This window comes from Bacteroides sp. AM54-2NS (genome assembly GCF_003602935.1).
Taxonomy (GTDB): domain Bacteria; phylum Bacteroidota; class Bacteroidia; order Bacteroidales; family Bacteroidaceae; genus Bacteroides; species Bacteroides xylanisolvens.
On sequence record NZ_QTMZ01000005.1, the window covers coordinates 38,510 to 64,452 of the forward strand.

At 43.4% G+C, this 25,943-nt stretch carries 13 protein-coding genes and 4 pseudogenes; 2 read left to right on the plus strand and 15 right to left on the minus strand.

Annotated features, from left to right (window positions below):
• Window positions 1–47 precede the first annotated feature (47 nt).
• Together DXA05_RS04435 and DXA05_RS04440 are read right to left on the minus strand one after the other, a co-directional pair.
• Window positions 48–1,721 (minus strand): outer membrane protein transport protein, encoded by a 1,674-nt coding sequence (locus tag DXA05_RS04435; protein WP_074706103.1) that lies wholly within the window; start codon window positions 1,719–1,721, stop codon window positions 48–50.
• Between the two features lie 26 nt (window positions 1,722–1,747).
• Window positions 1,748–3,076 (minus strand): hypothetical protein, encoded by a 1,329-nt coding sequence (locus tag DXA05_RS04440; RefSeq protein ID WP_009040822.1) that lies wholly within the window; start codon window positions 3,074–3,076, stop codon window positions 1,748–1,750.
• A gap of 225 nt (window positions 3,077–3,301) precedes the next feature.
• Here DXA05_RS04440 and prmA point away from each other — a divergent pair, with 225 nt between their 5' ends.
• Window positions 3,302–4,150: a 50S ribosomal protein L11 methyltransferase gene (gene prmA, locus DXA05_RS04450; protein ID WP_074706057.1), complete on the plus strand. Its 849-nt coding sequence runs from the start codon at window positions 3,302–3,304 to the stop codon at window positions 4,148–4,150.
• 227 nt (window positions 4,151–4,377) lie between these two features.
• On the opposite strand, the gene DXA05_RS04455 is transcribed toward prmA, so the two are convergent.
• The 10 genes and pseudogenes from DXA05_RS04455 to DXA05_RS04500 all read right to left on the minus strand — a co-directional run bounded on the left by DXA05_RS04455 (window position 4,378) and on the right by DXA05_RS04500 (window position 19,332).
• Complete coding sequence (locus DXA05_RS04455; protein ID WP_004314967.1) at window positions 4,378–4,884, minus strand: flavodoxin; 507 nt, start codon at window positions 4,882–4,884, stop codon at window positions 4,378–4,380.
• Between the two features lie 12 nt (window positions 4,885–4,896).
• Window positions 4,897–6,931 (minus strand): annotated as a pseudogene (locus DXA05_RS04460) (thiamine pyrophosphate-dependent enzyme).
• Between the two features lie 37 nt (window positions 6,932–6,968).
• Window positions 6,969–8,405 carry a dihydrolipoamide acetyltransferase family protein gene (locus DXA05_RS04465; RefSeq protein WP_128858832.1) on the minus strand — a complete coding sequence of 479 codons (1,437 nt, stop codon included), beginning with the start codon at window positions 8,403–8,405 and terminating at the stop codon, window positions 6,969–6,971.
• Window positions 8,406–8,513: 108 nt separating this feature from the next.
• Window positions 8,514–9,236 (minus strand): lipoate--protein ligase family protein, encoded by a 723-nt coding sequence (locus DXA05_RS04470; RefSeq protein WP_128858833.1) that lies wholly within the window; start codon window positions 9,234–9,236, stop codon window positions 8,514–8,516.
• 19 nt (window positions 9,237–9,255) lie between these two features.
• Window positions 9,256–10,598, minus strand: a pseudogene (lpdA, locus tag DXA05_RS04475) (dihydrolipoyl dehydrogenase).
• 76 nt (window positions 10,599–10,674) lie between these two features.
• Window positions 10,675–11,567, minus strand: a pseudogene (locus DXA05_RS04480) (glycoside hydrolase family 25 protein).
• Between the two features lie 168 nt (window positions 11,568–11,735).
• Window positions 11,736–13,382, minus strand: a complete 1,647-nt coding sequence (locus DXA05_RS04485) for a diphosphate--fructose-6-phosphate 1-phosphotransferase (RefSeq protein WP_004314973.1) — start codon at window positions 13,380–13,382, stop codon at window positions 11,736–11,738.
• Between the two features lie 206 nt (window positions 13,383–13,588).
• Complete coding sequence (locus tag DXA05_RS04490) at window positions 13,589–14,968, minus strand: efflux transporter outer membrane subunit (protein WP_008643984.1); 1,380 nt, start codon at window positions 14,966–14,968, stop codon at window positions 13,589–13,591.
• Window positions 14,968–18,072, minus strand: coding sequence for a multidrug efflux RND transporter permease subunit (locus DXA05_RS04495; protein WP_008643983.1), 3,105 nt, complete (start codon window positions 18,070–18,072; stop codon window positions 14,968–14,970). Before DXA05_RS04495 ends, DXA05_RS04490 begins: the two co-directional genes overlap by 1 nt.
• A 3-nt stretch (window positions 18,073–18,075) precedes the next feature.
• Window positions 18,076–19,332, minus strand: a complete 1,257-nt coding sequence (locus tag DXA05_RS04500) for an efflux RND transporter periplasmic adaptor subunit (RefSeq protein WP_128858834.1) — start codon at window positions 19,330–19,332, stop codon at window positions 18,076–18,078.
• A gap of 271 nt (window positions 19,333–19,603) precedes the next feature.
• On the opposite strand from DXA05_RS04500, the gene DXA05_RS04505 reads away from it, so the two are divergent.
• On the plus strand, window positions 19,604–21,820 hold the full coding sequence (locus DXA05_RS04505; RefSeq protein ID WP_128858835.1) for a patatin-like phospholipase family protein: 2,217 nt from the start codon (window positions 19,604–19,606) through the stop codon (window positions 21,818–21,820).
• 395 nt (window positions 21,821–22,215) lie between these two features.
• On the opposite strand, the pseudogene DXA05_RS04510 reads toward DXA05_RS04505, so the two are convergent.
• The 3 genes and pseudogenes from DXA05_RS04510 to DXA05_RS04520 form a co-directional block, all read right to left on the minus strand.
• Window positions 22,216–23,675, minus strand: a pseudogene (locus DXA05_RS04510) (carboxypeptidase-like regulatory domain-containing protein).
• A gap of 47 nt (window positions 23,676–23,722) precedes the next feature.
• Complete coding sequence (locus DXA05_RS04515; protein ID WP_128858836.1) at window positions 23,723–24,940, minus strand: hypothetical protein; 1,218 nt, start codon at window positions 24,938–24,940, stop codon at window positions 23,723–23,725.
• Window positions 24,941–24,946: 6 nt separating this feature from the next.
• A complete protein-coding gene (locus DXA05_RS04520; RefSeq protein WP_004325599.1) occupies window positions 24,947–25,696 on the minus strand; it encodes a YjbH domain-containing protein in 750 nt (249 codons plus the stop codon).
• Between the last annotated feature and the right edge of the window lie 247 nt (window positions 25,697–25,943).

Consider the following 25,943-nt stretch of genomic DNA (forward strand, 5'->3'; position numbering starts at 1 on the left):
TTTACACACAAAAGTTATTATTGAAATTGAAAACTGTCTTTTTTAGGTTAGAAACGCATACCTACGGTAAATAACACTTGACTGCGTGTATTCGTAACTTTCGTTGCTTCCGGTGAACCAATGACTGTATTACCATCTTCATCTGTAAATCCATTCACAAACGGATAGAAATTTTCTTTATATGTAGAGTATTTATAAGCCAAATCAGCATAAAACATTGATCCGCGATAACCAATACCCAATGTATAATTACTCATTGATTTAGAATTGGCAAAGTCTGTATCTGTCTGAATAGAGTTAATAGCCAAATCTTTGAAAGCATCTTGATGGAAAGCCGCAGTACTATAATTATATCCTGCCCTAAAAGCAAACTGTGGAATCACCTTATACTCTAGACCAAGACGGACTGTACTAACCCCTTTCAACATAGACGTCGTACTATTCTCAAATTCATAAGCAGAAGAATTACCTTCAGTATCTTTAAACTTCATGGAAGAATAATCTTGATACTCATACTCTGCTCCTAAAGCCAAGCTCTTGCCTACCGTATATCCCAAACTTACATTATAAGTCCAAGGAGTCTGAAAATCGAAAGGAAGGATCATATCCCCTTTTCCCGGAAGATTATCCCATGATTTCACGTCATATCCCTTTATTTCTCCAGTTACAACATCCATCACATCCGATATAACTTGTGCACTCGTTTTATAATCCAAACTATAGAATATTGGCGTATGTATAGCTAATCCAACCCGAAAAGGCGAATATTCAAAAGGACGAATAATAGCTCCAAACTTCACATCAAAGCCAGACCCCTTTATTCTATTCCAACTCTGCAAATTGTATTTTTCATCGTTTCCATAATCCTCACCATAAAAAGTATATTTATTATAATCCACGGAGTAGGCACCTAGCGTCAATCCCAAATATACCCGATCATTGAAATTAAATGATACATTAAAATCATATTGATCAATTCCTCCGCGTTCTTCTGAATGAAAATTTGCATATCCATTATCCAACATTCCTTCAAAATGTCCAGGAGAGATATAAAGAGGATTACCATTTATATCCTTATACTGTACCTCCTTCCCTTGTTCATCCTTATAGGTATAAGGAATATTGTTTACCCCTCCTGTTTTGTCATGTATTGTAATATCTCTAATCAGCCCAGCATCAGCTCCAAGAATAGAAAGCCACCCAATACCATTATCCGTATAAGGCGAATCTCCCCATTTTTCAATGCCAGCTGCTTGAGATGCCATTAGATAGGTTTGGGAGTAAAGCCCCAAATTACCTTCCATGCGCATGTTGTTATTAAATGATTTCGCTTTATGATAGTTAAAACCGAAATTCACAAAACGCAGCGGAGTTTCATTACCAATCTTCGAAGAAAATACAAACCCGATGTTATTAAAATCTCCTTTAGTTAAATCGGAATTAAACTTTTTCCCCAAATACTGGCTTTCATTCCCATAAAGAGAAAGCCCAAATGAAGTCATTACATCATTACTGCGATAAAGGCCAATACCTGCCGGATTAGTCCCCATCGTAGATATGTCTCCTCCAAGAGCTCCCATAGCTCCACCCATACCCACAAATCGAGCTGTGCCATTCAAATCTTTTCCTGTTAGTTTGGCACCGTCATATATCGTTTGTGCCATTCCCCAAGGCGCTATCATTAGCATCCCCAGAGCAGTTAAAACACTTATCTTTTTCATTCCTGTCAAAACCATTTAATTAATACTTATCTTCTGGCACTGCTACTACGAGAGGAACCTCCACCTGATGATGATCTAGAAGAAGAACCACCGCTCGAATAACTACCCCGAGAGCTACTGCCACCTGACGAAGCTGGAGAATAACTGCGTGAAGAAGAACGAGAAGTGCCATAGGAAGAAGAACGGGTATTACTATTACTTGCTGGAGAATAACTACGCGGTGCTTCTGAACTTCCACGACTATAAGTTGATCTTGCACTACTGCTTCTAGTAGTGGTTCCAGACGAACGCGAATAACCAGAAGAACCAGTCGAACGGGAAGATGAAGAACTTCCGCTACTTCTAGTACTACTTGGACGAGAATAAGTAGCACTGCTACGACTACTTGAGCCACTGCGTTCACCTGAAGTCCGTGTACCCACTACACGTCTGGAAGTAGTTCCCCTACTATAAGTAGAACCAGAAGAACGAACAGAGCTACCTTCTGAACGAACTGCAGAGCCTCCCCGAACAGAAGAACCACTGGAACGAACGGCACTCGAACCATAACGACGAATAGTAGAAGGATTCCTGTAACTGCTTTGTCCGGAAGAACGACGGTTTGTATAGGTAGGACCTGTCCAACGACCGCTTCCACCTCCGCCCCAGCCCCAGCTAGGACCACCATGCCAGTGGTGATGATGTCCCCAATATCCGCCGCCATACCAGCCACCCCAGTAGCCTCCGCCCCAATAACCGGGGTAATATCCCCAAGAGTAATAAGGACGATTCCATCCCCAGCCATAGTTCCATCCCCAGCCGTAAGAGCCATAACGCCAATCCCACCAAAGCGGGTTACTGAACGTCGGGAATGCATAAGCATACATACCATCGGTATATACGTTCCAATCCCATGAATTCGGACCGTAAACTACATCCCAATACAACGGACTGCTGATACTGATAGCGAAACGCGGATTGCGGAAACGGATGATACGTTCAGCGTATTCATAGTCGTCTTCCGTACCATTGAATTCGCCCGTCACCCATTCTCCGTCCAAATCCGGATTAGATTTTTCTTTTATATATAAGGTATCATTATCCATTACGAATTCATTTTCACGTGCATCGTAACGGCGGTTATATTCATCCACATCCCGTGTTCTTCCCTTACGGTCCTGAACAACCACTGTAGTACCCGGTGAAGTATAGATGTTAGTCGTCACCTGTTTCTTCGGTTCCTTCTTAACCGGAGTTTCTTTCTTCTCCTGTTTGTCTTTGGAAGGTACGAAGTAAAGGTCGTCATCAACGCTTTGTGCAAAGATACCTATCGGAAGGCACAAGGCAAATAGCAAGAAATAAACAATCTTTTTCATATCATCTCGGTTTATGTAATTACTTAAACTTATTCACGTTACAAAGATAAGGAAGAGATTTTTCGTCCGGGGGAGATTTTCCCCAAAGGATAATAGGGAAATCCCTATTTCTAACTATCTTTGTAGAAGATACAACGCTCACCGGCATAAAGTTCAGGCAAACTTGACTTTCTATACCCGGATTGCTGTATCTTTGCACATTATTCACCAGCATTAAAAACAACTATGAAGTATTTTGAATTCACATTCCGCACCCAGCCTTGTACCGAAACCGTCAATGACGTACTGGCTGCCATATTGGGTGAAGTCGGATTTGAAAGTTTTGTTGAGTGTGAAGGCGGACTGACCGCATATATCCAACAGACATTGTGTGATGAAAACGCCATCAAGATTGCCATCAACGAGTTCCCCCTACCCGATACGGATATTACTTATACATACACCGAAGCGGAAGACAAGGACTGGAACGAGGAATGGGAAAAGAATTTCTTCCAACCCATCATTATCGGAAACCGATGTGTGATCCACAGCACTTTCCACCAAGATGTCCCCAAAGCGGAATATGACATCGTCATCAATCCTCAAATGGCCTTCGGAACAGGACACCACGAGACTACCAGCCTCATCATTGAAGAATTATTGGACAGCGAACTGAAAGATAAATCCCTGCTCGATATGGGCTGCGGAACTTCGATTCTCGCCATCCTCGCACGTATGCGGGGCGCACGTCCCTGTACGGCCATCGACATTGATGAATGGTGCGTACGAAACTCCATCGAAAACATCGAATTGAATCACGTAGACGATATTGCCGTATCAGAAGGAGATGCCTCGTCGCTTGTAGGAAAAGGACCTTTCGACGTTATCATCGCCAACATCAACCGGAATATATTACTAAATGATATGAAGCAATATGTTGCCTGTATGCATACGAATTCCGAACTCTACATGAGTGGATTTTATATAGACGACATTGCCGCCATCCGCGAAGAAGCGGAGAAGAACGGACTGACTTTCGTTCATTATAAAGAGAAGAATCGTTGGGCAGAAGTGAAATTTATTTATAAAGGATAAGAGCCAACAAATATCTTTAAAAAAGAAAGCTCCCTTATCATTAAAAGATATAAGAAAGCAAGCAAAAATCGCAGTCGATATACGCTATAAACAAGCGTAAGACTCCAGATTAATGCAGAAAAAAAAATAGTGACGGTATACGCGTGGGATAGTGACGCTATCCATAGCATATACCGTCACTATTTGCATTGGATAGCGTCACTATCTTATAAAGAGAAACAAAGTCGTTACGCGAACTCTTTTTTGACCTGTTGGCACCATGCTTTGATTTTCTTTTCCGCCTGTTCGGACTGATTATCCAAATCGACAACCAACCCGCACCACTGCTCGCCACGTAAAGCCTTAGAACGTTCGAAAGTGTAACCTTCGGAAGAAGTAAAACCGACCAAGGTAGCCTCATCGCCTTCAAAGACTTCTGCCAGCAGACCAATTCCATCTGCAAAATTTTCCGGATAACGTATCTGATCTCCCAAACCGAAGATAGCAACCTTCTTACCTTTCAATTTCATTGTCCGGAGTTCCGGCAACAGTTCGTCCCAATAAGTAGGAAGTTCCCCGTCAAACCAGGTGGAAGCACCCACAATGAAGCAGTCATAAGCAGCAAAATCATTCTGCCAGGCCTGCTCGATAGGCACTACTTCTATCTTGTCTTCACCAAACTCTTTCTGTATTTTCTCTGCCACCCAACTCGTTCTTTCGGCTTTGGTAGCATAAAACAAACCTATCTTTTTCATCATTCTTATCTTTTAATATTCCAATAATTTCCGTGCAGCTTCGTATATCTTAGCTTCGTCCGGCAAAATTTCTTTTTCCAGTATCGGATTGAAACCGACGGGAGTAAACGTAGAACCGACACGCTGCACCGGTCCGTCGAGATAACGGAACATTTCCTCACCAATCATTGCTGCAAGCTCCGCACCGAAACCGGAGAATACTTTATCTTCATGTACAACCAATGCTTTGCTGGTCTTCTTGACCGATTCAAATATTGCCTCTTTATCCAGCGGAATCAGAGAACGAATATCGATCACTTCTACTTTCCAACCACCCTCTTTCTCCAATCGTTCGGCGGCATGCAGACAGAAATGGGTCGTATTTCCGTATGTGATAATACTCAAGTCCGTACCCTCACGGCGGATACGTGCTTTTCCGAAAGGTACTTCAAAGTCTTCCGGCACCACAGTAGCAGCTTCTACCGAATTATACAATGCTTTCGGTTCGAGAAACAAAGTAAATCCCTTAGAGCGCATACTAGTACGTAACAATCCGGCTGCATCATCTGCAAAAGAAGGGCAGACAATTCGTGCTCCCGGCAATGTAGTCAAAGCTCCTTCTATATTTTGAGAGTGATACAGCCCTCCACCGATATAACCTCCGGAAGCCAACCGCAGCGTATATTCGGGGCAAACTTACCATTGCTGCGCCAATACTCATGCGTACATTCTACATATTGTTCTACGGCAGGCCAGAAGTAATCGGCAAACTCCGCTCCCTCTATCACGACATGGATTTTAGGATCAAAGCGGCTCATTCCGTTGGCGGTGCCTACAATATAATCTTCGGCAATCGGCGCACTGAACACACGGGCTTCGCCGAATTCCTGCTGCATACCTTTGGTGACATTAAACACACCGCCTTTCTCTCTGTTTGCTACGTCCTGTCCCCAGATAAACGTATCGGGATTGTAGCGGAATTCGGCTTTCAATGTCTCGTTAATGGCATTTACCAGGAAGGTCTTTTCGCCCTCTGCTTCATGAGTACCTTCTTTGTACTTCTGGGGTTGATAAGGATCGGGCATCACAAAATCGTAGATACTCTTAGGATCAGGATCGGGAGCAGCCAACGCTTTTCGGTTGGCAGCCGACAGTTCTTTCTTTGCGTCAGCTTCGATCTGTTGCAACTCTTCTTCTGTCAGGCGTTTGTAACGCAACAACATCCGGCGGAATTTCATTAACGGATCGGCATCTTTTACGTATTCCAGTTCGTTCTCATCCCGGTACAGGGTATGTTTATCCGAGTTGGAATGGGAACCGATACGAACACAGTTGGCCTGCACAATCACCGGATTACGGGTTTCCCTTGCATATTCGTGAGCTTCGGCCATGGCATTCATCGAGTCGAACACATCTTTTCCATTGCAATAGATGATTTTCAGGTTCTTGAAACCGGAGAAGTTCTCGGCTACTTTGCGGTTGGCTGTCTGTTCCGATTTAGGGACAGAGATACCATATCCGTTGTCCTGTATCACAAAAATCACAGGAAGACGTTCAAGCTGGCGCCATTGATAGCCTCATATACAAATCCTTCGGAAGTGGCAGATTCTCCGTGAGAAGTGATGGCGACTCCTTTATGTCCATAATATACCATTGCCCGTGCCACACCTGCCGCATGAAGGTCATGCGTTCCCGTTGCAGAAGAAATGTTTTCGATGTGCCATTCCGGTTTGGCGAAATGGTTCGACATGTGACGTCCGCCGCTGCCTGGGTCTGTCGCTTTCGAGATACCATTCAGGATGATTTCTTCCGGAGTCATTCCGGCAGAAAGTACAGTCAGCATATCGCGGTAGTAAGGAAACAGGAAGTCTTCACCCAAAGTGAATACCTGACCGATGGCAAGCTGAATACCATCATGCCCCGCGTAAGGAGCATGATAAGACCAACCCAAAGATTGTAGCAGGTATGACGGTGCTTTTTCATCCAAAGCCCGCCCCAATGTCATCAGATGATACCACTTTTTCAGGGTTTCTACATCTGTCGTTTTTATATCATATTTCTTTTTCATAGTGAATGAAGTTCTTAATGAGTGAAACAATCAGTTATCAGCCTTGCCAGTTTTCGAGGTAGTCGGCTATAAAGTGGAGGAAGTTACCTCCCAACATTCCGTCTACTACCCGATGGTCATAAGACAAAGACAGATACATTTTATGGCGGATGGCAATCGTATCGCCTTCCGGTGTTTCTATCACAGCAGGTTTCTTCTCGATATACCCTACTCCCAAAATAGCAACCTGCGGCTGATTAATAATCGGTGTACCGAACAGGCTCTTGAACGTTCCGAAATTGGTAATGGTAAATGTACCGCCATCAATATCTTCCGGCATTAATTTATTATCCCTTGCTTTCAGGGCTAAAGAGTCAATGGCAACTGCCAGACCATTCAGATTCAAACGATCGGCGTCATGCACCACAGGCACAATCAGATTTCCATCATTCAGAGAGACAGCAATACCTACATTGATATGTTTCTTAAAGAGGATATTATATCCGTCTACTGACACATTCACTTGAGGATAGGCTGCCAATGCTTTCGCTACGGCCTCGGTTATCACAGGCATATAAGTCAACTTCACTCCTTCGCGACGGAAGAAAGCATCTTTGTTCTTTTCACGCCAACGCACCAGCTTAGTGACGTCCACTTCTACCACATTGGTTACATGAGGAGATACTTTCTTAGACATAACCATGTGATCGGCAATAATCCGGCGGACACGATCCATCTCTTTCACTTCAACTCCAGGCATGGCAACAGGAGCAGACGATTTGGATGAAGTAGCAGCCGACTGTGCAGCAGGGGCAGATGCAACCGGAGACGTTTTCGGAGTTATCGGTTCGGGAGCAACAGCCACCGATGGTTTGCTTGCAGCCGGAGCAACAACAGCAGAGGCTGGCTTCTGTTCAGCCATATCTCCTCTTTTCTTCTTTTCAATATAGTCTTTTATATCTTTCTTACTCAATCGCCCTTCATAACCCGTACCTTGTATAGCATCCAACTCTTCTTTCGGAATCTTAGCCTCCCGCGCCAACTGAATCACAACAGGAGAATACCAACGTTCTTCCTCAACAGCAACGGGTTTGGATGTATCAACGGGGGGTGATGCAGTATTCACTGATTGACTCTTAGCAATGTCTGCTGCTGATTGTGATGTTCCGGAAACATCAGCGGCAACCTGACTGGCATCAGCTCCTTCGTTTGTGGCACCTTCGCTTGCCGGCTCCGTACCGGATGATTCTTCGCCATCCAAATCAATAATGGCGACAACTGTTCCTACAGCTACCGTGTCACCTTCCTTATATAAAATCTCCACCACTTTTCCCGCTACGGGAGAAGGGATTTCTGCACTTACTTTAGCAGTATTCACTTCAAAAAGCACATCGTCTTCCTGAATCATGTCACCCACCTTTACAGACCAAGAGACAATGGTCCCTTCGGTTATACTCTCGCCTAACTTAGGCATTTTTATTTCGAATTTTGACATAGACAGTAAATTTATTATTCAACCTTAGATATATTACAACAATGGGCTGAAATAGAAAGTTTTAAGTTAAGTAAATTTTAACCGGATGCCAATCGGCACAACCAAGCATCAACGGCTATATATCCACTCTTTCTGAATATATTTCTCTTCCCGGAGCTGATTGACAGCTTCTATCTCCTCCTTAGTGAAAGCACTGACAGATTGCGACTTACTGAAATACTGAAAAGCCTTTTCTTTGAAATCAGTGACAGTCCCCACCGACAAATGCCAGCGAATATTGGTTACCTCACTCCGAACGGAAGGAACAGCGTATACAGACGATAACGTTTCATCATCGGCCATCGGTTCCGGATTCAATGCTTGATGCAACGCTGTGAGGTCCGTATCATACAATAACGTGCAATGATACAATACCCGATCTTTGTACAGGCATTGCGCACTTCCTGATATTTTCAATCCATTCAGATAAATCCCCAATCGTTCGCCTCCTGTTGCCATCAGTCCCATAGAGTTCAGGAAATCCAACGTCCGCTGCAAATACGTGACAAACTCCGGCAAGCGGGGAGTCGTTTCTATAAAAGTCAGATTGACATTACCCAAATCATGGTACACTGCTCCCCCACCGGAAAAACGACGGGCAATATGTACCTGCTCCCGTTCCGCCCATTCCTGATCGACTTCCGACCGTAACCGCTGATGCTTCCCTATTACCACAGAAGGAGTGTCCTGCCAAAGCATGAAAATGTCTTCATTTCCCTGCTTCAACAGATATTCTTCTGCAGCCAAGTGAAAGTAAATATCAGTAAACGGACTATAGATACATCGAATCATAGGTCAGACAGAATAAGAGTTAAAACATAATCTCGTGATAAATCTCTCCGACCGTAGGATGCGGGAATACAGTCTTCTGAAATTCTTCCACCGTATAGCCTCTCTGAATAGCAATACCTGCGATCACTATGAGTTCCGACGCCGGATTTCCCAATATGTGGCAACCGATGATCTTCCCTTCTTCATCCTGAATCAACTTACAAAGGCCGTTTCCCTGTTCATTCTCGGCTACGAACCGACCGGAATAAGCCATCGGTAATTTGGACACACGGTAAGAAAGTCCTGATTTTATCAATTCTTCTTCTGTCTTTCCCACTCCTGCCACTTCGGGATTGGTATAAACAACTCCCGGAACACAATCGTAATTCATCCGTCTTCCACTCCCAAGATATGATTGATAGCGACTTCCGCTTCACGAATAGCGGTATGTGCCAATAAAGAATAACCTGTAATATCACCGCAAGCATATACGCGGGGATGCGAAGTCAACAGATGTTCATCTACTTTGACCCCGTTCCGATGCAATTCTATATTCAGCTTGTCCAGCCCCACTCTGGATAAATTTGCCTTACGGCCTACACTAAGCAAGATTTTCTCCGCTTCAATAGCGGAAACTTTGCCTTCTTTTTCTATCACGACTCCATGAGCGTTCACTTCCACTACTTTCGTATTCAAATAGAAAGTGACTCCCCGTTTGGCATATTCGGCGCGAAGCATACCGCTCGTTTCCTTATCCATCGCTCCCAAAATCTCCGGCATCATTTCTACCACATGCACCTTTACTCCCATGCTGTTAAAGAAAGAAGCAAATTCCATCCCGATCACTCCACCGCCAATAATAACCAGCGTCTTGGGAAGTTCTTTTATCTCCAACGCCTCCTTGGAAGTCCAATAACTGACTCCCGACAATCCCGGTATGGGAGGAATCACTGTATCGGAGCCGGTACATACCAGCAAGTATTTCACGGAATAGGTTTCTCCATCACAGGTGATGCGGATCATCCCCTCTTTCTCTCCTTCTATAAAAGCTTCTTTCTCCACGATCGTCACTCCGTAAGAATTCACAGTCATCTTCACGCCACCCGTCAACATTTTCACTGTTTTGTCTTTGCGGCTCATAATCTTGGATAAATCGAACGAAGGAGATTCGGCAGAAACGCCATATTTGGAAGCACTTTTGATGCTATCCAGTATTTTAGCAGAATATAACAAAGTTTTAGTAGGAATACACCCCTCATTGAGACACACTCCACCCATTGCCTTTTTCTCAAAAAGAACGGCTTTTAATCCGTTGGCCCCTGCCCGTTCGGCAGCTGTGTACCCGGCAGGACCACCACCAATAATAGCTATATCAAAATTCATAATCGTATCTTTTTTAGTAATAATACGATTATAACAAATGAGAGAAGAGATAAGTTGTTAGGAAAAGAAATACCTGTTACTTAATTGTCAGCTTTTTAAGTTCCTCTAACGAGCCATTGAACACGTTCAGGTCTACGTCTTCTTTGATGCCGGGAACACTTCCCACATCAGTATGTTGCCAAAAGTCCCATTTCCCCTGATATTTTACAGAGTCAACATAATAATGGCAATCCAGTAAGGGTATGTATTGAAGATGGAATCGTCCAGATAACGGGTTTTAAATTTATAAGAAGTATAAAGAATAGGTTTCACTCCATAATGAGATTCCACCCGGTCCAGCCAGCGTTTAATGCCTTGCTGCAATTCCTTTTTTTCCTTCCGCCCGGTCACTTCCACATCAAGTACGGGAGGTAAATCACCCGTGTCCAGTTTCACCGTACGAATAAAGAAGTCCGCCTGTTTCAAAGCATCCGTACCAGGAATATAAAAATGATAAGCACCACGGATAAATCCATGGTTACGGGCATTGGCGAAGTTCGCCTCAAAGGTAGTATCGTTATGGTCTCCTCCTTCTGTAGCTTTCATAAAAACGAAATGCAAAGGAGTAGCCGTCTCTTTATTCTGCAACAGTCTTTTCCAATCAATCTTTCCCTGATAATGAGAAATGTCAATACCATGAATATCATATCCGTCAGGGATACAAACTCCGTATTCCTTTAAACCATGACAAGGTTTCCATCGATAAGCATAAGGACGGATAAAAAAATAGTAGAATACAACGGAAAAACAACCGACAATCACCACTGCCAAAATGTTACGAATCCAGACAGGCATCACAGTTCGATGCTTCATCTGTTCCTTTTTTGAGGTACGGGAAGTTTTGGAAGAAGAGGTCGTTCCCTTTTTCTTGGTAATGGAAACAGTTCTTTTCTTCTGTACGGCAGACATCGGGTTGTTGCGTTGCGGCATTTACTTTAAACGATCAATGTTTTTAGAGATAGGCACGGATTACGCGAATTAACACGGTTTTTTAGTTATTTCTTATAAACCGTGTAGTCCGTGTAATCCGTGCCTGAAAGAATCTTTCATTGCAGCTGTTATTGCAACTGTTACATCAACAACTGCTCTGAAGTGTATTTATTTAGCTTGTTCCAGCTGCAAAGTCTTAGTTGCCTGGTCGCAAACTTCTGTAGGACCGAAGTACTGGATCGGACCCGGATATACATAATCCGTTTCGATAGCCCAACGATCACGTTGCGCAGCAAATGCCTTGAAAGGAGCACCATCCAGTTTCACCAATGCTTTCTGAATAACCGGTTTCATTTCACCGTGGCGACGTTCCATGTTCATCATCATAGTGATAGGCACACCACCAGCAATCCATTCAGCAGCAGGAGCTGTTGTGTTACGTACAGAAGACATATAACCAGTCTTACCGTTAGCAATCAACATAGAGGCTGTGTAACCCAGAGAGTAGCAATAGTCAGCGTCAAAGTTTGACGGAGCAGCACAACGTCCTTCATAACCGAAGAAGTGGTGTTGAGCAGCAAATTTACCAACATACTTGCCTGCTTCTTTCCATGAAGCCAATTTGGTAGCCACCATTTCAGACAACAGTTTTTCTGTTTCGATCAGTGATACCTGAACGTTTCCGTGCGGGTCACGATCCAAAGTCAACTGGCGGGCAACACCTTCCGGCAGACTTGCGTAGATAGCAGAATTTTCCGGAGAAAGTTTGCGGATGATATAATCACGTTGGTGAGATTTCTTAATCTGACCGAATTCTTCAGCATTAGCAGCCAGGAAGTCGTTCAATTCAGCAATCAGGCGTTTCATGGCAGGAATGAATTCTACCAATCCTTCCGGAATCAATACAGTACCAAAGTTGTTTCCCTGTGCAGCACGGTCAGCTACCACTTTAGCGATGTAAGTCACTACATCGTCCAAAGACATATCTTTAGCTTCTACTTCTTCAGAAACGATACACACGTTAGGCTGTACCTGCAAAGCACATTCCAGTGCGATGTGAGAAGCCGAACGACCCATCAACTTGATGAAGTGCCAGTATTTACGTGCAGAGTTACAGTCACGTTGGATGTTACCGATTACTTCTGCATAAGTCTTACATGCTGTATCGAAACCGAAAGAAGTTTCAATCATATCGTTCTTCAAGTCACCGTCGATTGTTTTCGGGCAACCGATTACCTGTACACCGTAGTTCTTAGCTGCATAGTATTCAGCCAATACACAAGCATTTGTGTTAGAGTCGTCACCACCGATGATAACCAATGCTTTGATGCCAAGTTCTTTGATGATTTCATATCCCTTTTCGAACTGGCTTTCTGCTTCCAGCTTCGTACGTCCGGAACCGATGATATCGAAACCACCTGTGTTACGGTATTCGTCGATAATATCAGCAGTCAGTTCCATATAGTTATGATCTACCAGACCACCAGGACCTAGGATAAAACCATATAATTTGTTTTCCGGGTTCAATTTCTTGATACCGTCGAACAAACCGGAGATTACATTGTGTCCGCCCGGAGCCTGACCACCGGAAAGAATTACACCTACGTTCATAGCGGGAAGAGCAACAGCTTCACCAGCTTCGAATGTAATCAACGGCATTCCATACGTGTTCGGAAATAATGCTTTGATAGCTTCCTGATCGGCTACAGATTGAGTAGCAGCACCTGCTACGGCCTTAACAGCTCCTGATGCCAATGCTTTCGGAAGTTTGGGCTGATAAGCAGCCCTTGCGATTTGCAATGCACTTTTTGTCATTTTCTTTAATTTTTTATTTAAAGGTGTTAGTAAGTTTCTTGTCAAACTTGAAAAGCGTTGCAAATTTCGCACTTTTTTCCGAATTATGAAAATTCTTCTGTTGTTGTTTTTAAGACAAAAAGAAGAAGAAAGAAAAATTAAGGCTACCTCCCGGCGTGGGAGATAGCCTTTACGTTTTCTTCAATGAGTGAATCGATATGATAATTCTAGGGATTTTGTTCCCAGCCTCCACCAAGAGCCTTATAGAGTTGAACTACCGCAATCAACTCGTCACGGATAGCATTACTCAACCCAATCTGTGCATCAAAATATCCACGTTGGGCATCCAATACGTCCAGATAATTAATAACCCCATTGATGTATTGCAGTTGTGCCAGGTCCATGTAGCTCTTGGCCGAACGTTCCAAATTGGCACGAAGTTCATACACTTCTTTGATCTTGTTGAAATTGACAATTGCATTACGTGTTTCCTTGAAAGCTTCCAGTACGGCTTTTTCATAACTATGTACTTCAGCCTCATAAGCTGCCTTTTTTGCTTTCAATGCCGCACGGTTCTTTCCCCAGCCAAAAATCGGAGTCAGCAAAGCTCCTTCCATCACTGCATAGGGAGATTTCAGAAGTTCCGACAAAGAAGTACTTTCACTACCGAAACCACCTGTCAGGGCAAGACGCGGAAACATATTTGTATAAGCCACTCCCACTTTCGCATTGGCAGCAATCAATTTCTGCTCTGCCTGACGGATGTCGGGACGGCGTTCCAATAATGTAGACGGCAACCCAACAGGAAGTGTTTCCGGAGAGTTGAATTCCTGAAGCAAACGAGAACGGGCTATCTTATTAGGATATTCACCGGCAAGATAGGCAATATCGTTTTCTTTCAGGGAGATTTTACGTTCGAGGTCAGGAACCAAAGTTGCCGTACGCGCCAATTCCACCTGTGCCTGTCGATAGGAAGTCTCGGAAGTCAACCCGCCGGCAAACCGGATACGTGCCAGACGTACTCCTTCTTCACGGGCTTTTAATGTTTGCTTTACGATGTCCAGTTCTGTATCTAAAGCAACCAATTCATAGTAAGCCTGTGCCACTTCAGCAACAATCGTCATCCGCAATGCGCGTTGCGCCTCGATAGATTGCAGATATTCGGCAATACTGGCCGAACGTGCCCAGCGCAGATTTCCCCAAAGATCGAGTTCCCATGAAACGAGAAATTGTGCTTCAAAGGTATCTGATCTCTTGAAAGCGTCTCCTCCATGATTTTCAAGTTCACGTTCTGCCGTTACTTTTCCTTTGATATCCGGAAGTAACGCAGCGGTGGAAATACGTTTCTGTGCTGCCATTTCTTTCACACGGGCAGCGGCAATCAGCATATCCTTGTTGTGATCCAGTGCACGTTCTATCAGACTTCTCAAGGTAGCATCCGTATAAATATCCCTCCAGTCCTGATCGCCGAAGCTGATCGAGTCTTGCGCTCTTTCCAAGCTGTCGGGCAAATGAAGATCAGGGCGGACATAGCTTTTCCCTACCTTGCAGGAAGTCAAGACTCCGGCAAGTAACAGGATAGCAATATATAGTTTCTTTCGTTTCATTATTTCTTATGTTTTAAAATTTTCGACTTTGTTTTATACACCATCACAAAGAAGAACGGCACAAGAATGATACCGAATACAATGGCAAATATCATTCCGAAAAATACACCTGTACCGATTGCCTGCCGGCTTGCCGACCCCGGACCGCTTGCCAATACCATCGGAAGCATACCGAGTACGAATGCGAGAGAAGTCATCAGAATCGGACGGAAACGCAATTTGGCTGCGTAGATAGCCGACTGCACCAGGTCTTCACCTTTATCTACCTGTACTTTTGCAAACTCTACAATCAAAATCGCATTCTTGGCAGCAAGTCCCACCAGCATTACCAGACCAATCTGGAAATAGACATCGTTCTCCAATCCGCAAACCCAGACTCCTAAATAGGCTCCCAAAGCGGCAACAGGTAAAGAGAGCAACACGGCAATAGGCACCGTCCAACTTTCGTATTGTGCAGCAAGGAAGAGGAATACGAACAGGAATACCAATGCCATCACCATACCTGTCTGACCTCCCGCCTGCTTCTCCTGATAAGAAAGGCCACTCCATTCAAGACCGATATTATCGGGAAGATGGTCACGGGCAATCTGCTCCATGATTTCCATCGCCTGTCCGGAACTATATCCCTGTGCAGCTGCTCCACGGATAACGGCCGTAGTAAACATATTGAAACGTTTAATACTTCCCGGTCCTGTGGTATAGGAGGCATTTCCTAAAGAAGTCAATGGTACCATCGCTCCATTGGAGGCTTTCACGAAGAACAGATTGATATTGTCTTTGTGTTCCCGGTAAGGAGCTTCCGCCTGAATGTAAACCTTATATATACGGTTGAACATATTAAAGTCGTTCACATACACCGAACCGGTATAAGCCTTCATGGTAGAGAACACATCAGCCAGTGGCACACCCAGCATCTTTACTTTGTCACGGTCTACATCGAAATAGAGTTGTGGTATTTCCGACTGCAAAGAAGATGACAGACCAGCCAGTTCTTTGCGCTTGGATGCGTAGTACATTAATGTATCTGCCGCGTCTACCAAATTATCGAAAGTGGCTTCTCCACGGGCTTCCAATTGCATTTCAAAACCTCCCGAGCTACCCAGTCCCGGAATAACCGGAGGAGTGGACAGATAGACTTTACATTCAGGATATTCCCTCAAATGTTTTTCCACCGTATCCATAATCTTCTCAATAGTGGTGTTCTTCCGCTCTTCCCAAGGTTTCAGGATCACCGTCAGTTCAGCACGTCCCTGGTTACTTCCAACACGCGGACTACTTCCCGTTACGTTCTGTATATATTCAATATATGGATTCTTTTCCAAATAAGCAATGGCACGTTCTGTTACGATACGGGTACGTTCCAAAGTAGCTCCTTCCGGCAGTTCCAATTCAATCTTGAAATATCCCTGATCTTCCACAGGCAAGAAACTGGTCGGAATAATGCGGTGAATCAGCATAATAGCGATCAATACCATACCAAAAGCACTCAAAACCCGGCGAGGATGCTTGATGGTGCGAGTTACAGCAGCCACATATTTATTGCTACCGATGCCCAGCCATTCATTAATCTTCCGGAAAACAATATTCTTTTTCTTTCCATTATCCGGCTTCAGAATCAATGAACACATCACCGGGCTCAATGTCAGAGCCACTACCGTAGAAATAAGTACGGACACCACAATCGTCACCGTAAACTGGCGATACAATTGCCCTGTAATCCCACTTAAAAAACTAACCGGAACGAACACTGCCGCCAATACCAGTGATGTAGCAATCAAAGCACTGGCAAGTCCGTTCATCGCTTTCTTCGTTGCTTCGTATGGACTTAGATGTTCCGTTTCCATGATATGTTCTACGCCTTCCACTACCACAATCGCATCATCCACAACAATACCGATGGCAAGAATCAATCCGAGTAATGTCAGTATATTCAGCGAGAAACCGAAAATCAACATGAATCCGAAAGTACCGATCAATGAAATAGGCACCGCTACTACCGGAATCAACGTTGCACGCCAGCTCTGCAAGGATAGATAAACCACCAATACAACTAATACCAACGCTTCAAACAACGTCTTATATACTTCATGAATAGATTCGGAAATATAAGTCGTCATATCGAACGGAATCTCATAGCTCAATCCTTCCGGAAAATTCTTGCTAATTTCATCCATAGCCTCTTTTACCCTCTCGGCTACTTCCATCGCATTTGCTCCCGGCAACATATAAATGCCAAGCACAGCGGCATTCTCGCCGTTGATACCACTTTCCGTGTTATAGGAAGAAGCCTCCAACGATACACGCGCCACGTCTTTCAACCTGATAATAGATCCGTTGGCATTGGCACGCACTACAATATCTTCAAACTGCCCTACGGTAGACAAACGTCCTTGAGTCGTAATAGGAATGGTAATATCCAGTCCCTGTACCGGTTGTTGCCCCAATACGCCGGCTGCCGATTCACGGTTCTGATCCTTCAATGCATTCTGTAAATCCTGTACGGTCAGCCCAAAGTTTGCCAACTTATCGGGTTGCGCCCATATCTGCATCGCATAATAGCGGCTACCGATATTAGATACACGTCCAACCCCAGGAATACGGCGAATTACATCGAGCACGTTGATAGTAGCAAAGTTACTCAAATAAATTTCGTCGAACTTCGGATCAGTAGAAGTCAAACAAAGCGTCATCAACTGACTGGGAGCCTGTTTTTCTACCGAAATACCATTCTGAATGACTTCCGCCGGCAGACGGGATTCCGCCAGTTTTACACGGTTCTGAATCTCAACGGCTGCCAAATCCGGATCGGCAGATACATCAAAAGTGACCGTTGCCGAAAAACCTCCGGAGTTAGAACTGTTTGATTCCATATAAAGCATACCCGGCGTACCATTTATTTCCTGCTCAATCGGAGTGGCTACTGCCTGCGACACAGTAAGTGCGCTGGCACCCGGATAGGATGCGCTGATCTTCACCACCGGAGGGGTAATCTGCGGATATTGATCCACCGGAAGCATCGTCAGGCCAATAATGCCGACAATCACAATCACGATGGAGATTACGGCCGAGAAGACCGGCCTATCTATAAAAAAAGTAACTTTCATCGTTTATTCTCCTTTCGCGTTATCCTTCGTTCCGGTAGTGTTTTCTTTTACTCCGGTCACTTCATTTTTTGTCGTAGTTATACTGTCCCCAGCTTCGGCTTCCGGATCACTGACCCGTACTTTCATGCCCGGAGCCAACTTATGGAACCCTTCTACAACCACCATTTCTCCTTCTGCCAGTCCTCTTTCTACCACCACATTATTCCCGACTTCCGGTCCTAATTCGATAAAACGTTTCTCTACCGCATTATCTTTGCGCATGGTATAAATATATGCTCCACCCTTTTCGATGGTAACGGCTTTCATCGGAACAACAAGCGCACCTTCACGAACATCCAGCAACAACTTTACCTTTGTAAATTGTCCCGGCAACAATACTTGTTTCGGATTCGGCATTTCTGCACGTACAGAGAAAGTTCCGGTTTGAGGATCGACTTGCGGTTCGGCAAAATCCACATATCCTTTAAATGGATAGACGGTATTATCCGCCAATGTAATGGTAATATTCGGCTGCCAGGAACGGGTGGAATCCTGCTGTCCCAAATTAATGTTTCTTTCTTTACTCTTCAAATAATCGAGTGCTGTCATACTGAAATCCACCAACACTGTATCACTCTTCACAATGGTAGCAAGCAATGATTTTCCTCCGGGGCCGACTAACGTACCCAAGTCCACATTTCTTTCACTAATGTGTCCCGATAAGGGCGAACGAACAATGGTATAACCCAATTCCAGTTCAGCCTGTGCCAAATCCGCCTCGCTCATGGCTACCGTTGCCTCGGCACTTTCATAAGCGGCTTCCGCATTATCCAAGTCCAACTGGCTCGCAGCGTTCTGTTCAAACAACGGACGGATACGTTTTAAATCACGTTCCGCTTTCAAAGCCTGCGCTTCGTCTTTTTTCAATTGCGCTCTGGCTTTATCTGCTTTGGCACGATACTGGTCCTGGTTGATTACAAACAAAACCTGATTCTTATTGACATATGTCCCTTCGGCAAAAAGCATATTTTCCAGATAACCTTCCACACGGGCACGTACTTCGACGAACTGTTGGGCACGAATACGCCCCACATATTCCCCGTATATCTCTACGTCGTCTTTCACTACCGGTTCAACAATGACTGTCGGCATTTCCGGCGCAGCCTTCTGAGGTCGGGTCAGTATCCAGTACACACCCAACACAACTACCATACATATAATAGCAGCAATGGTTCTCTTTCTCCTCAGTTTCAACTCATGTTTCGAAAAGAATAATCTCATATCGAATCTTATTATTTAATTTAACTTATGTTTGTTCTATATCCTTATTTACAACTCATATACCAAAAATGCGTTACCTGCATTATTTGCTTAAAATCAAAGCATTAGATATTTCTTCGTTTTGCAGAAAGTGTGGAAATTCACTGTATGGTGTAGAAAAAATCCACATTTCCGACTTTTGGAACATTTTTTTTAGTTCCCATTTCAACAACTAAACAAATTATGCTCTACATTTGTATTATATTAAACATCAACACTAGACCACATCCTAATGAAAAAACAAATCTTTTCAACATTAGTTTTATCAATTGGCATCTTATTGCCTTTTTCTTTGCATTCTCAAGAGCAAAGGAAAAAGGTAGGTGTCGTTCTAAGCGGCGGCGGTGCCAAAGGAATGGCACACATCAAAGCACTGAAAGTAATTGAGGAAGCCGGAATCCCTATCGACTACATAGCCGGTACCAGTATGGGAGCTATCGTAGGTGGCCTTTATGCCATCGGTTATACTACGGAACAATTGGACAGCATGGTACGGAAACAAGATTGGACATTCCTGTTGAGCGACCGTATCAAACGAAGTGCCATGTCATTGACTGATCGTGAACGGTCTGAAAAATATACAGTCTCTATCCCTTTCACCAAAACTCCCAAGGATGCTGCTGCCGGAGGACTCATGAAAGGGCAAAATCTGGCTAACCTATTTTCAGATCTCACTGTGGGGTATCATGACTCCATCAACTTTAATAAACTTCCCATTCCTTTTGCTTGTGTGGCAGCCAATGTTGTCAATGGAGAGCAAATTGTATTCCATGACGGAATACTCTCAACCGCTATGCGTGCCAGTATGGCTATTCCGGGTGTATTTACTCCGGTACGGCAAGACAGCATGGTATTAGTGGACGGCGGCATTGTAAACAACTATCCGGCAGATGTTGTGAAAGCCATGGGAGCCGATATTATTATCGGAGTAGACGTGCAGAATGCTTTGAAGAAGGCTGACAAGCTCAACAGCGTCCCCGATATTCTGGGACAGATTGTAGACATCACCTGCCAGTCTAACCACGAAAAGAATGTAGACCTCACAGACACTTATATCCGTGTCAATGTGGAGGGATATTCATCTGCCAGTTTTACCCCGGCAGCCATCGACACTCTGATGCGAAGAGGCGAAGAAGCGGCTAAAGAACAATGGAATTCGTTGCTTGCCTTGAAAAAGAAGATAGGAATAACCGAAGATTATACTCCGAAGCAACATGGCCCTTATTCTTCTCTTTCCAATGCACGCACAGTTTATGTGACGGACATCTCATTTTCCGGTGTAGAGGTGGATGATAAAAAATGGCTGATGAAGAAATGTAATCTGAAAGAAAACAGTGACATTACCACTCAACAAATAGAACAGGCCTTGTATCAATTACGTGGCAGCCAATCCTATTCCAGTGCCAGCTATACATTGAAAGAGACTCCTGAAGGTTATCACCTCAACTTCCTGTTGCAGGAAAAATACGAAAGAAGAATCAATCTGGGCATCCGTTTCGATTCGGAAGAAATCGCGTCTTTGTTGGTGAATGCAACGGCAGACCTCAAAACTCATATTCCTTCCCGCCTGGCTCTTACCGGTCGATTGGGTAAACGATATGCTGCCCGCATAGACTATACGCTGGAACCCATGCAGCAACGTAATTTCAACTTCTCGTATATGTTCCAATACAACGATATCAACATTTACGAGGAAGGTGACCGTGCCTATAATACAACGTATAAATATCATCTGGCAGAATTCGGTTTCTCCGATGTATGGTACAAGAATTTCCGCTTCGGACTCGGTCTGCGTTTTGAATATTACAAGTACAAAGATTTCCTGTTCAAGAAACCTGAAATCTCCGATCTGAAAGTGGAATCGGAACATTTTCTAAGTTATTTTGCCCAAGTGCAATATAATACTTATGATAAAGGACGCTTCCCTTCTAAAGGAAGTGACTTCAGAGCTGCCTATTCGCTTTATACGGATAACATGGCACAATACAACGACCACGCTCCATTTTCAGCATTGAATGCTTCGTGGGCAAGTGTCATCCCTGTGACCCGCCGTTTCTCCGTCATTCCTTCCATTTATGGACGTATCCTGATCGGAAGAGATTTTCCTTATCCGCTGCAAAATGCCATTGGCGGTGACGTACCCGGTTTCTATATTCCACAGCAATTACCGTTTGCCGGGGTCACCAATCTGGAATTGATGGATAACACCATCATGATTGCGTCTATTAAATTCAGACAACGTATGGGAGCCATTCATTATCTCACGCTGACGGGTAATTACGGGCTAACGGATAGCAATTTCTTCGATATATTGAAAGGCAAGCAATTATTCGGTGTTAGTGCAGGTTATGGAATGGACAGCATCTTCGGACCATTGGAAATATCGTTGGGATATTCCAATCAGACGGACAAAGGAAGTTGTTTTGTGAATTTAGGGTATTACTTCTAGTCAAATCTAGTCAAAAAGAATATAATAACACTCCAAGGAAGACAGATTTTAGCAATACTACTTCGCGTAATACAATATTTTCAAAAAGCAAAAGAGGAGACCGCTTCACAGTGATCTCCTCCCTCTATACTCTATATGAACATGCTCCAAAGGGTTTATTAAAAAAGGAACATATTCAAAAGGGTTTTATTAAAAATATTACATATCGATTCAATGAATCGTTTCAAATCATATCAACGATCTTCACAGACAGTTGATATTCAGGGAAATGTGCATCAAAATAAAATCTGATGCGTGGCCCCGATTAGGTAAAGATGTACCTCTGTACTCTTTCCTAATCGGCTAAGGCAGGGATTCAATGCTACAAACGAATCCCCCCCTTACTATAAAACATCTTAAATACTACCACCCTTACCGCCGCTATGTGTCGGATTATAAGTAACCGTCTTATATTGATGATCCGTTCCGGTATAACGAGTTGCTGTAATCGAAACCGTCTTGTTTTGACCATTAAACTTTACATTAGCCGTCAACGTGGTAGTACGAGCTTTTGCATAGCAAGTATAACTCATAGTGGTGTATCCGTTTACATTTACAGTGTTATAAACACGTTCAGTTTCCGTAATGCCAGATACCGATCCCATTAATGAGAACATACGAGTTTCATGAAAGCAACCATTGCATTCACCGTTTTTGTATCGCTCTCACTAGTAGTAGCTCCTAATTGCGATTTAACTTCAGCAACAAGACCAGCATCATTCTTATCATAGTCCCAACCAGACTTTTCCTTATATTTCAGTTCAATACCAGTCACTGCTTTAGCATTCTCGCTATTATCACGACTAGCTTGTCCTAGAATATTAGTTGTCACAGTTTCATTACTAATCTTGCTGTATACTTTATTTTCTATAGCATAAGCAGAGAAGTGATCGACTTGGGCTGTATATGCAGTGACAGCTCCATTTTCTGTAGTAGAAGATATATTTTTAATTACATTTCCATCATTATCTTTTGCATCTCCCCATTCTCCTGTATCTGGATTCTGATAAGTAAGTATCATATCAGCATCAGCAAATGTTATTCCAGGGATAGGATTAGGAATAGAAATCGTAACATCATTTTTAAATTTCAAACCAGACGGTTCAAATTTAGCAGCAGCTAAAGGTATGCTTTTTTCTACATTTTGATTCACTTCTTCAGCCTTCACTTCAGTAGTCACTTCTGCAGGAGCAGGAACAAAGGTTGTTACACTAATGCCAACATTCCCATCACTAATAAGGCTTGCACTAGCTTCTGTATCAATTGCACCTGCCGGTATTGCCAATTCGACTTTCACGAGTGGTTTATCCTCTACCACTGCTTCCGGAGCAACTTCTCCCGGATCTTCAATGGTAGTATTAGATTCACTATTATCCTCTACTTTAATTTCTTCTTCTGCAGTTACTGACACCGTTTCTTTCCGACTCTCCTTTGTCAGAGCCAGAGCTACCGTTACCACACTACGATTCTCTGCATTCTCTGCAATGACAACTGACGTTTTCTGTGAAAGATATCCATTAGAAGACGCTTCAATACTATAAGTACCTGTAGCACTTTCTGTAACAGAGAACTTACCATTCGAGTCGGTTGTGTAATTTTTACTACCCACTTTTACCTTTACCCCATTCATTGCTTCTCCCCCAGAAGTCACCGTACCCATAATGTAATACTCCACTACCGGTTTTGGAGTTTCAATTACTTCCCCTTCTGCCGGTTTCGGATCGTCATCATCATCGTGACAGGCTACTGTCGCAAAAGTTAACATACCCAAGGCTATCGCCATGGCACCCACATAAAACCATTTTACACTTTTCATAATGTTTCAATTTTGTTAAAAATACTAGTTAAAATATCAATCATGTTTCACTTCTCACTCGTTTTAATCAAATAATATCGAATATAATCCGGCTGCCAGAAATGTGAATTCTCTGCCGACTTAGGTTCAACACTATAACTTTCGCCCAACGAACGATGGGCATATTCATTCCCGCTACGCATATCATACTGAAAAGCAAAATATTCGGGAAGCATTACCCGTAGCAGATGTCGCCTGCGTTTCTTTCCCGGTAATGGAATAGAAAAGTTGAATCCTGCATTCGTTGCTCCATTTGTATACATACCATATATACCTACAATATATTCGCCGAAGTAGCGTGAAAGAGTTCCGCGTACTCCATAATCACCATAAATAAAGCGATCTCCTTCTACTTTCACCAAGGTATTCACTTCCGGAATATAATATCCTACACTAATTTGTCCATTGACTCTTTTCCATTGACTCATTTTCCATTCGCTACCATAGAAATGAGCAGAGCCGGTTATTCCTCCTCCACCTTCTACCGTCCACCGACCATTTGCTGAAAAATAGCCGATGTCTGCTGCAAGTCCTTGACGGTCATTCGAGAAACTACCGCCTGTGAGGTATCCTTTCCAATGATTAGCCAAGCGAAAATCCTGACGAAAAGTCATGTATCCCAAGCGAACGCAGTTCCACTTGCCATCTTCATTACTTACAATAGGCAAAGAAACCTGCATCCGTAGCGAGGCGCCTTTCCATAATTGCATTTCCACGGCAGGTTGCAACTCGAGAGCCGCTTTATACAACTTATAAGTTACATTATTGACTAACATCACGTTGGGATATACTACCAAATCGACCTTACCGAAAGAACTTTCTTTTCGTTTTACGCCTTTCAGCTGCCGTACAGCAGTTTCGGTAGAAGTAGTCATCCCCATCTTGCGATACACTTCATCCAACGCACATTCACCAGCTTGATATTTTTGAATCAATTCTGCAGGGATGGTTATGCATAATTGTGGTAAGGCATTATCTAATATAAGTAGCTGCAAAGTCGGTATTTCCGGTATAGCGACCAAATGACGTATGGCAATACCGATTCCATTATAAATACCCCTATAAGCAGAGGTCTCAAAAGCCGCAGTTATCGTGTCCCTTTTCTCCACAACTGAAATATTCTCCATATCCAACTCTTTCAGTGTCTCACTCACACGAACTGGCTGTGCCTGTAACAAAGAAATACCACAGAGAAAAACAGCGGTCGCACTAACAATCCTTTTCATCTTCTTTTAATGCATTAATGTACATTCATACCGCAGACCGGCGGAAACACATGTAAATTCACGAGTAAACACATTGACGGACAAATGCTTCCAAAAGCGCATGGCAGCACCCATATTCCATCCACGCGTATCATATTCCACCATCAACTTCAATTCTTTGCAAAAAGAAGGCGTATAGCGGACACCTCCGAAAGGTCCTTTATTAAATACACGACAATCACCTTGATGAATATACCATCCGGCCGTTACAGCCAATTGGTCTCCCGAACGAAATCCGATAGTCTTTGTCAACACACCATAATAAGCTCCCCAATATGGAGTCTTCTTCTCTGTCAAAAGATCATCTCCACCAATCACAACAGCTGGGAAATAGCGACTTTCTTTTAGCGGACGAATACGAATCGTATTAGAACGGTCCTGATTATGATAACCCGTCCTGCCTGTACCGGTTGTCATTTTGAGTAATGTCATCCGGTAAGTGAATTCGATAAAAGAGAAAAGAGTCATATCTACAAAATAGTTCATGGTAGGAAAACTGAAAACCGATGGAGTAACTTGCTCGGGTAAGAAATTGACTCCTCCCATAAAGGTACCGGTCTCCTGCATTTCAGCGGTAGGAATCATCAACTGTCCCGTTGTTCCCATGGAATATTGCGCGTGAACCAGACCGCTCATCGGAATGAGTATCAGAAATAGAATACTACCTTTTAACGAAATAAATGGCTTATTCCTAAAAGCCGCTTTAGTTTGTTTCATCTTTATTTGTATGTTATACTTTTAAATAGAGATATTCTCAAAACTTTTTTGATTAATCCACTATTTTTACCTTATATAATTCCGTTACTTCTTAGGTAACGGAAAACACACAATCAAGACCAATCGGAATGAGAACAGAGAAAAACATCGACAATTACAGTGGTAGAAGAGTTTTTGCCTTTAGCGAAGGGGGAAATTCTTTTTAAGACAGGACATATAAATCAGAGGGCATGAAGATATGATTATT